This is a genomic window from Iodobacter violaceini, from assembly GCF_011601265.1.
Classification (GTDB): domain Bacteria; phylum Pseudomonadota; class Gammaproteobacteria; order Burkholderiales; family Chitinibacteraceae; genus Iodobacter; species Iodobacter violaceini.
Genome location: NZ_JAAOLX010000060.1, coordinates 1 through 243, shown reverse-complemented (window position 1 = coordinate 243; position 243 = coordinate 1). Strand labels below are relative to the sequence as shown.

At 60.5% G+C, this 243-nt stretch carries 1 protein-coding gene; it reads left to right on the top strand.

Annotated features, from left to right (window positions below; translation table 11 throughout):
- The coding region (locus HA050_RS21850; protein WP_166830599.1) for a hypothetical protein at window positions 1–243 on the top strand (243 nt) is incomplete at both ends.

The window sequence follows — 243 nt, the reverse complement described above, 5'->3', positions numbered from 1 at the left end:
GTGGCGGATCAGCGAGTGCAGCCGATTACGGCACAGCCACCTTCAGCAATGGCGTCACTTACAACGCAACCACCGGCCTGATCACCGTGCCTGCAGGCGTGACCAACTTCGCCGTCACTCTGCCAACCGTGGATGACGCGCTGGTTGAAATCACTCCGGAAACCGTTCCTCTGACCATTGGCGGCGTTTCAGCCACCGGCGGGATTCTGGATAACGACAGCCCGGCCATTACCGGCATCGAAG